This is a genomic window from Kineosporia sp. R_H_3 (assembly GCF_002198675.1).
GTDB lineage: Bacteria > Actinomycetota > Actinomycetes > Actinomycetales > Kineosporiaceae > R-H-3.
Window position 1 is genome coordinate 1 of the sequence record NZ_MWLL01000223.1, and the last position, 8,438, is coordinate 8,438.

The window sequence follows — 8,438 nt, forward strand, 5'->3', positions numbered from 1 at the left end:
GGCCGCTCCGGGGTCCGGCTTGTCGGGGTCGTCGAGGTGCGTCATGTTGCTCGCGCGCTCGGAGTCGATGAGCTCGCTGAGCCAGCGCACCTCGTGCTCGACCGCCTCCTCGCCGAGGGACTTCAGCGCGAGGGTGTACTCGTCGAGGCGCTCGCGGTTGCGCAGCCGGGCCTGCCGCGCCGCCTCCATCCGCTCGGTGAGCCGCAGCCGGCGGTTCTCGAGGATGCGCAGCCGGGTCGCGGCGTCCGTGCGGGCGAAGAACGCGAAGTGGACGTCGAAGGTGCCGTCCTCCCACGCGTCCGGGCCGGGGGAGGAGACGAGGGCCTGGAAGTGCTCCTTGCCCTCGGCGGTGATCTCGTAGACGATCCGCGCCCGGCGGCCGAGGGCCGGGCCGTCGACCTCGGTCGCCGGGCTCTCCCGGATCCAGCCCCGCGTCAGCAGCGTGCGCAGCGCGGGGTAGAGCGTCCCGAAGGACAGGGCCGCGAAGACGCCGAGCCGGTCGTTGAGCCGCTTGCGCAGCGCGTAGCCGTGCAGCGGGGACTCCTGGAGCAGCCCGAGGACGGCGAGCTCGAGGACGTCGGACCTGCGGGCCACCGTTCCTCCTCCGCTCGTCGTCAGGCCGGTCGTCGGACCGGTCGTCAGGCCGGTCGTCGTGCACGTCACGTGGCGACCGTCTGGTGATCCGGCGCACGTGATGTTTCACTGCTGGTCACACGCTCGGACCTGACAAGCGTGCATCCATGTCTGCATCGCCATGATGTATCGGCTCGATATATCTGTCCAGTCGACCGGGCTGTGAGCCGTGCCGCGCGCACGACGAGGCCCGGACGGCGGACCGTCCGGGCCTCGTGGGTGCTGCGGGTGGTGCGGGGTGCTGCGGGTGCTCCAGTTTCCGAGCCGCCGCTGGTCAGTCGGCCGGCGGCTTCGTGGCCGGGAGCGCCTGGCCGGCGACCGAGCCGTTCGTCGCGGGCGCGGGCGAGACCCCGGCCGCCGCCCCGGCGAACTTCTGGACGATCTGCCCGAGGTCCAGGCCGGTCGTCGTCTTGAGCATCGCGAGGGTCTGGGTCAGGTTGTCGGCGACCTGGCGGGGGAGCGCCGCGGCGCCGTCCGTAGAGAGCACCGTGAGCGAGTCGATCGCGGCCATCGGGGACGCCACCTCCTTGGCGACCTTCGGCAGCACCTCGACGAGCATCTGGAGGACGGCGGCCTCGTTGTACCGGCTGTAGGCCGTCGCCTTCTTCTCCATCGCCTCGGCCTCGGCGTGGCCGCGCGCGAGGATCGCGGCGGCCTCCGCCTCACCCTCGGCGCGCAGGGCGTCGGCCTCGGCGACGCGGCGGGCCTTCTCGGCGTCACCGCGGCGCGCACCCTCGATCGCCTCGGCGTCGGCGAGCGCCGTCCGGCGGGCCTTCTCGGCCTCACCGGTGATGCGCGCCTTCTCGGCGTCGGCCTGCGCGGCCGCGATCGCCGCGGCCTTGCGGGCGTCGGCGTCCGCGATCGCCGAGCTGCGGCGGGCCTCCGCCTCCTGCTCGACCTTGTACCGCTGGGCGTCGGCGGGCTTGCGGACCTGGGTGTCGAGCTCGCGCTCGGTGAGGGCCGCCTGCCGGACGGCGACCTTCTCCTGCTCGGCGAGGATCGCCTGGTCGCGCTCGGCGCGCGAGAGCGGGCCGGCCGCCGCGGCCTGGGCCTGGGCGGCGTCCGTCTCGGCCTTGATCTCGGCCTGCTTGAGCGCGAGCGCCCGCTGCGAGACGGCGATCTCCTGCTCGGCGACGATCCGGGCCTGCTCGGCGGCGCGCCGGGCGGCGGCCTCGGCGATCGCGGCCTCCTGCTGGACGCGCGCGGACTCGGGGCGGCCGAGGTCCATGAGGTACGAGCCGTCGTCCGTGATGTCCTGGATCTGGAAGGTGTCGAGCACGAGGCCCTGCCCGGTGAGGGACGCCTCCGACTCGTCCGCGACGCGCTGGGCGAAGGCGCCGCGGTCACGGATGATCTGCTCGACGGTCAGGCCGCCGACGATGGAGCGGAGGGCACCGGCGAGCACCTCGGTCGTGAAGGACTCGATGTCCGCCTGCTGCGTGAGGAACCGTTGTGCCGCAGCACGGATCGAGTCGACGTTGCCGCCGACCTTGACGATCGCGACGCCCTCGAGGTTGAGCTTGACCCCCTGGCCGGACACGGCGCCGCGGATCTGCACCGGGATCCGCCGGCTCGACAGGTCGAGGGTGTACTGGCGCTGCACGAACGGCAGCACGAAGACCCCGCCGCCCATGACGACCTTCTGGCCGGACATGTCCGTGGAGATCGTGCCCGTCTCGGCGTTGCGCACCTCCTTGCCGCGCCGGCCGGTGATGATGAACGCCTCGTTGGGGCCCGCCACCTTGTACCGCTGGGTGACGAGCGCGACGACGACGATGAGCAGGACCGCGATGCCGAGAACCGACACCACGGTCGACGACCCGAACAGATCCACCCGAGCCTCTTCCTTGGGCCGCGTCCTGCGGCCCGTCGCGCGCCGGAGGACCTCCCCCCGGCGGTTCCTTGCTGTGCTTCTCGCGCGGCCGCCCCGCGGCGGCCGTGGTCCGGCTACGCGCGGCGGACGACCATGACGGACGTCGGCGACAGGGTCGCGGTGACGCGCACCGGCGTCCCGACGAGGAGCACCTCGTCGGCGCGCGCGTTGAGCTTGGTGAGGTGCCCCGCCACGGTCACGCTGACCTCGCCGTACCCCTGCGACGGCACCTGCGTGACGATGGTTCCGGACAGGCCCACGAGATCGGCGCCGGTCGGGGTCGCGTCCGTGCGGGCGTTCGTCAGGCCCCGCGTCAGCCAGCCCGCGACCCCGCCGACGAGCGCGCCCGCCACGACGCCGACACCGGTCGCGCCCGCGGTCCCGAGGCTGCCGACCGCGACGGAGCCCGCGAACCCGAAGGCGGCGAGGAAGCCGGCGACGACGGCGGTCGAGAGGACGTCACCGGGCAGGGCGTCGAAGAGGCCGTCGAAGATCTCGCCGACGACGACCGACGCCACGAGCAGGAGCAGGCCCACGACGCCGACGACGATGAACAGGGTCATGCGCTGTGATCGTACGCAGGGCCCGCGCGGTTCCACCGCGATCGGCGGAACCTGCCGGCGCCGCACCCGCGCGAGCGGACGACGAGCACGCCACGTGATCGGCCGATGACACTCGGCGGTGCAACCTCGCGGGCCCGTCGGGCGTCCTCCGGGAGCAGGGCATGCTCTGACGTGCACGTTTCGATGCCGCCGGGGGAGTGTGCCCATACTGGGCGGGCACGTGACCGGCCCGGCAACGGCGCCCCACGACGGGCCCCACGGGGGGAGACCGGCGGCGAGGACCGACAGACGGACGACAGAAGGATCTGACATCGTGGCACGGCCCTCCGGCCGACGAGGCGTCTCCCGGGACTTCCCGGGCGACACCCCCACCCGGGGCAACGCCGGGTACGGCGCCCCCCAGTACGCCGACCCGCGCGGCCGTCAGGGCCTCGGTGGTCCCCCCGGCCGGGCGCCCGAGGGCGGCCGGGCCAGGACCGGCCGGCCCGGCGGGAAGCCCCCGCGCAAGCGGTTCGTCGACTACCCGCGGCAGGCCCGCCGGGGCTTCACCCGGTGGATCCCGTCGTGGAAGCTCGTCGGCTCGCTGGTCCTCGCCGGGACGGCGCTCGTGCTGGGCATGTTCTTCGTCGCCTACGCCTCGACGCCGATCCCGGACGGCAAGCAGAGCGCGACCTTCCAGACGTCGACGGTCTACTTCCGGGACGGCTCGGTGCTCGGCCGCTTCCAGGAGGAGAACCGCACCCTCGTCACGATCAAGCAGGTCCCCGACTCGCTCAAGTACGCGGTGTACGCCTCCGAGGACCGCACCTTCGAGAGCAACAGCGGCATCTCGATCCCCGGCATGGTCCGGGCCCTGCTCAACAACGCGCAGGGCGGCTCGCTCCAGGGCGGCTCGACGATCACCCAGCAGTACGTGAAGAACTACTACCTGAGCTCGGACCGCACCTACACCCGCAAGGTGAAGGAGCTGTTCATCTCGCTCAAGGTCGGCCGCAAGTTCACCAAGGACCAGATCCTCGAGGGCTACCTCAACACGATCTACTTCGGCCGTGGCGCGAACGGCGTCCAGGCGGCGTCGAGGTCCTACTTCGGCAAGAACGTCGACAAGCTCACGGTCAGCGAGTCGGCCTACCTCGCGGGCATCATCAACGGCCCGGAGCTCTACGACCCGCTCGACAGCAACGACTCCAAGGCGCGCGCCAAGGAGCGCTGGCAGTTCGTCGTCGACGGTCTCGTCACCGAGGGCCGGATCAGCGCCGACGAGGCCGCGAAGCTCAAGTTCCCCAAGATCATCAAGTACAAGCCGTCGACGACCCCCGCCGGCTACCGCGGCTACCTGCTCTCCATGGTCCGCAAGGAGGCCGCGGCCGTCCGCACCGACGAGTACCCGAACGGCATCGACGGCAAGACCCTCGACACCGGCGGCTTCGACATCTACACGACCTTCGACAAGAAGCTCATGGACGACGCCGTCAAGGCCGTCGACGAGACGCTCCCGGCGAAGAAGTCGTGGCCGAAGGGCACCCGCATCTCGATGGCGACGATCGACGTCGCGACCGGCGAGGTCCGGTCGATCTACGGCGGGGAGGACTTCCTCGAGCGGCAGCAGAACGGTGCGACGCAGGACATCATGCAGGCCGGCTCGACGGCCAAGCCGTTCGCCCTCCTCGCGGCGCTGCGCGGCAAGCAGACGATCGGCGCCTGCAAGCCACGGATCGACGAGGAGACCGCGATCAACCTCGACAGCCGCTTCGACGGCCGCAGCCCGCAGGAGTTCAAGGGCTACGAGCGGCCGGTGCGCAACTTCGGCAACAGCCAGTACGGCTTCATCGACCTGCGCAAGGCGACGGCGAGCTCGGTGAACACCGTCTACGTCGCCCTCAACAAGGAGGTCGGGCCGGCGCAGACCCAGGACGCCGCGGTGTGCGCCGGGCTCCCGAGGACGACGAACGGACTCGAGCCCAACCTCGCCAACGTCCTCGGCACCTTCTCGCCGCACCCGATCGACATGGCGCACGCCTACTCGACGATCGCGAACAACGGCCGGCGGACGACGCAGCACTCGCTCGTGAAGATCGTCGCCCACCAGACGAAGAAGCAGGTCTACAGCTTCAAGGGCAAGCCGCAGCCGGTCTTCGACCCGAACGTCACGGCCAACGCGATCGAGGCGATGGAGCAGGTCGTCAAGCGCGGCTCGGGCACCTACGCCCTGCAGCTCGGCCGCCCCGTCGCCGGCAAGACCGGTACCTCGTCGAGCAACATGTCGGCCTGGTTCACCGGCTTCACCCCGCAGCTCGCCACGTCGGTCGCGATGTACCGCGAGTCCGAGGAGGGCACCCCGATCGAGCTGGACGGCTTCGGCGGCTTCGGCGAGATCACCGGCGGCTCGTTCCCGGTGCGGGTCTGGACCGACTTCATGTCCCAGGCGCTCGACGGCCAGCCGGTCAAGCAGTTCCCGGACGCGAAGCCGATCGGCCAGAAGATCAACCCGGCGCCGTCCTCGACGCCGACGCCGACGGACCCGGGCACCCAGACGCCGACCGAGACGCCGACCCAGACCCAGACCCCGACGCCGACGGTCACCGGTCCGGTCACGGGGTCTGGGTGCCCAGCGCGACCNCGCCGCGGCGGACCCCTCGTCCGGGACGAGACCGACGAGGACGGGGACGCCCACGGTCGCGCTGGGCACCCAGACCCCGTGACCGGACCGGTGACCGCGGCACAGCCCTGCCCGACCCGTGCCCCGGGGCGGGCCGGGCCGGGCATGATGGCCCGGTGACCGCACCCGACGCGCCCGCGGACGGGCCGCAGGCCGACCGCCCGGACGGCGCCGCGCCGTCCGCCGAGGAGCTGTTCAGCACCCTCGGCACCGCGGCGATCGACCTGCCGGACGCCGGCCGGCACACGCCGGCGCACACCCGCGGGACGACGGCCCTCGCCGACCCGGGGCGGGTGCCCCCGCCCCCGCGGACCGGGCCGTCCGGCGTCCTCGCCCCGTCGCGCTTCGACCCGGTCGTCCGGCTCGCGAGCCAGGTCGTCGGGGGGCCGGCCGGGCGCCGGGTCGCCGCCGCGACCGGTTTCTGGCGGGCGGCGTCCGCGCTCATGGTCTTCGTCGTCCTCGCCATGGGGTTCGCCGTCGTCGAGCGCCAGCACTGCCGGATGGAGGGCTGGTCGTCGCCCGACCAGTTCTTCCACATGTGCTACTCCGACGTGCCCGTGCTCTACGGCAGCGCCGGCCTCGGCGACCCGGGGCGGCCCGGGCTCGTCGACGCGGTCGCGGCGGACGGCTCCCTCGGCCAGCCGCCGCTCATGGCCGCCCTCATGTGGACCGTGTCGCGGCTCGTCCCGGACGAGGGGTCCGCCGCGGCGGCCCGGGTCTTCTTCGACCTGTCCGCGGTGCTGCTCGCGGCCGCGCTCGCGGTCGCCGTCCTCTGCGTCGCGGTGGTCGCCGGCCGCCGCCGCTGGGACGCCGCGCACCTCGCGCTCTCACCGGTCGTCGTCACCGCGGGGCTGATCTCCTACGACCTGTTCGCCGTCGCGCTCGGCTGCGCGGCGCTGCTCGCGTGGAGCCGGCAGAAGATCGTCACCGCCGGGGTCCTGCTCGGCCTGACGGTCGCCGTCCGGCCGACCTACGCGGTGCTCGGCGTCGTCCTGCTCGCCGTCGCCCTGCGCGCCGGGGCGGCCGGCCGGGCGGCGGCCACGGTCCTCGTGGGCCTCGGCGCCTACCTCGGGCTGCGCGCCGTCCTGCTGCCCGGGTGGCTGGGCCAGCTCGGGGTCGCGTTCTCGACCTGGCGGGACGGCACCCCCGGCTACGGCTCGCTGTGGCTCGTGCCGCAGATGCTCGCCCAGAGCAAGCCGGCGAACGCCCGGTTCTGGTACTCCGGGGACGGTCTCGGGGCGACGGCGAGCACGGTGCTGTCGATCGTCGGGTTCTCCCTCGTCGTGATCCTCGTGCTCGCCGTCGCGCTCGCGTCGCACCGCCGGCCCCGGGTCGCGCACGTCGCGCTCGTCGCCGTCGTCGGCTGCCTGCTCGTGTCGAAGTCCGTGCCGGTGCAGGCCTCGCTGCTGCTCCTGCCGTTCGTCGCGTGGGCCGGGCTGCGCTGGCGCGACCACCTCGTCTGGGCGACGACCGAGGTCGTCTACTTCGTCGCGGTCTGGCTGTACATCGGCGGGCTGCAGAACACCGACCGCGGGATGCCCGCCGGGTTCTACCTGCTGCTCATGCTCGTGCGCCTCGGCGGCATGACGTGGCTCGCGGTGCAGGCCCTGCGTGCGGTCCGGGACCCGCTGCGGGACCCGGTCCGGCTGCCCGAGGACGGCGGCCCGGGCGCCGACGACCCGCTCGGCGGCCCGGCGGACGGGGCGCACGACGCGCTCGTCGTCCGGCTCGTCTGATCCGACCGGAAGGTCGGGTGCGTCCCTGTGGACGACCGATTTCGGCCCCGGGGGAGCCTGCGGGTAGCCTTGGCCCGCGGACGTCCCCGGGTCACCTGATCCCGGGCCGGCGTCCCGGACGCAACAGCCCTCCTGTCACGGACGGACCGTGACCGCTCAAGACCAGAGGAGGTGGGTTCACGCATGCGTCACTACGAGCTGATGGTCATCCTCGACCCCGAGCTCGAGGAGCGGACCGTCGCCCCGTCGCTCGACCGTTTCCTCAATGTCGTCCGCAACGGCGGCGGCTCCGTGGAGAACGTCGACATCTGGGGTCGTCGTCGCCTCGCGTACGAGATCAAGAAGAAGACCGAGGGCATCTACGCGGTCGTCGACATGACGTCCACGCCCGAGGTCGCCAAGGAGCTGGACCGGCAGCTGAACCTCAACGAGAGCGTGCTGCGCACCAAGCTCATCCGTCCCGACGCTCGCTGAGCGGGAGGGCCCGGCGGGCCGCCGAGAGGCACCTGTCGGACCCGGCCCGTACCTTCCCCGACGAGCTCCCATCCACTGTCGAAGGCGAAGAACCCATGGCCGGCGAGACCGTCATCACCATCATCGGCAACGTCACCAACGACCCCGAGCTGCGGTTCACGCCGTCCGGGGCCGCGGTGGCGAACTTCACCGTCGCGTCGACCCCCCGCACGTTCGACCGTCAGTCGAACGAGTGGAAGGACGGCGACACCCTCTTCATGCGCTGCTCCGTGTGGCGTGACGCGGCCGAGAACGTGGCCGAGTCGCTCCAGCGGGGCACCCGCGTGCTCGTGACGGGCCGGCTCCGCAGCCGCTCGTACGAGACCAAGGAGGGCGAGAAGCGCACGGTCGTCGAGCTGGACGTCGACGAGGTCGGCCCCTCCCTGCGCTACGCGACGGCGAAGGTCAACAAGACCAGCCGTGGCGGGGGCGGCGGCGGTGGTGGCTTCGGCGGCGGTGGT

The 8,438-nt window shown here is 72.6% G+C and carries 7 protein-coding genes; 4 read left to right on the forward strand and 3 right to left on the reverse strand.

Annotated features, from left to right (window positions below):
• From ECOMGDLI_RS28185 to ECOMGDLI_RS28195, 3 genes are all read right to left on the reverse strand, one after another.
• The coding region (locus ECOMGDLI_RS28185) for a PadR family transcriptional regulator (protein ID WP_233153660.1) at positions 1–663 on the reverse strand (663 nt) is incomplete at its 3' end.
• A gap of 244 nt (positions 664–907) precedes the next feature.
• Positions 908–2,467 carry a flotillin family protein gene (locus ECOMGDLI_RS28190; RefSeq protein ID WP_088320173.1) on the reverse strand — a complete coding sequence of 520 codons (1,560 nt, stop codon included), beginning with the start codon at positions 2,465–2,467 and terminating at the stop codon, positions 908–910.
• A 113-nt stretch (positions 2,468–2,580) separates the two neighbouring features.
• Positions 2,581–3,069 (reverse strand): hypothetical protein, encoded by a 489-nt coding sequence (locus ECOMGDLI_RS28195; protein WP_088320174.1) that lies wholly within the window; start codon positions 3,067–3,069, stop codon positions 2,581–2,583.
• 616 nt (positions 3,070–3,685) lie between these two features.
• On the opposite strand from ECOMGDLI_RS28195, the gene ECOMGDLI_RS37055 reads away from it, so the two are divergent.
• From ECOMGDLI_RS37055 to ECOMGDLI_RS28215, 4 genes are all read left to right on the forward strand, one after another.
• Positions 3,686–5,688 (forward strand): transglycosylase domain-containing protein (locus tag ECOMGDLI_RS37055; protein WP_369812799.1); only part of this gene is annotated, 2,003 nt, incomplete at its 3' end.
• Positions 5,689–5,844: 156 nt separating this feature from the next.
• Positions 5,845–7,464: a glycosyltransferase 87 family protein gene (locus ECOMGDLI_RS28205; protein ID WP_088320176.1), complete on the forward strand. Its 1,620-nt coding sequence runs from the start codon at positions 5,845–5,847 to the stop codon at positions 7,462–7,464.
• A 183-nt stretch (positions 7,465–7,647) separates the two neighbouring features.
• Positions 7,648–7,938 carry a 30S ribosomal protein S6 gene (rpsF, locus tag ECOMGDLI_RS28210; protein ID WP_088287942.1) on the forward strand — a complete coding sequence of 97 codons (291 nt, stop codon included), beginning with the start codon at positions 7,648–7,650 and terminating at the stop codon, positions 7,936–7,938.
• Between the two features lie 95 nt (positions 7,939–8,033).
• Positions 8,034–8,438: single-stranded DNA-binding protein (locus ECOMGDLI_RS28215; RefSeq protein WP_088320177.1), on the forward strand; the 405-nt coding region annotated here is incomplete at its 3' end.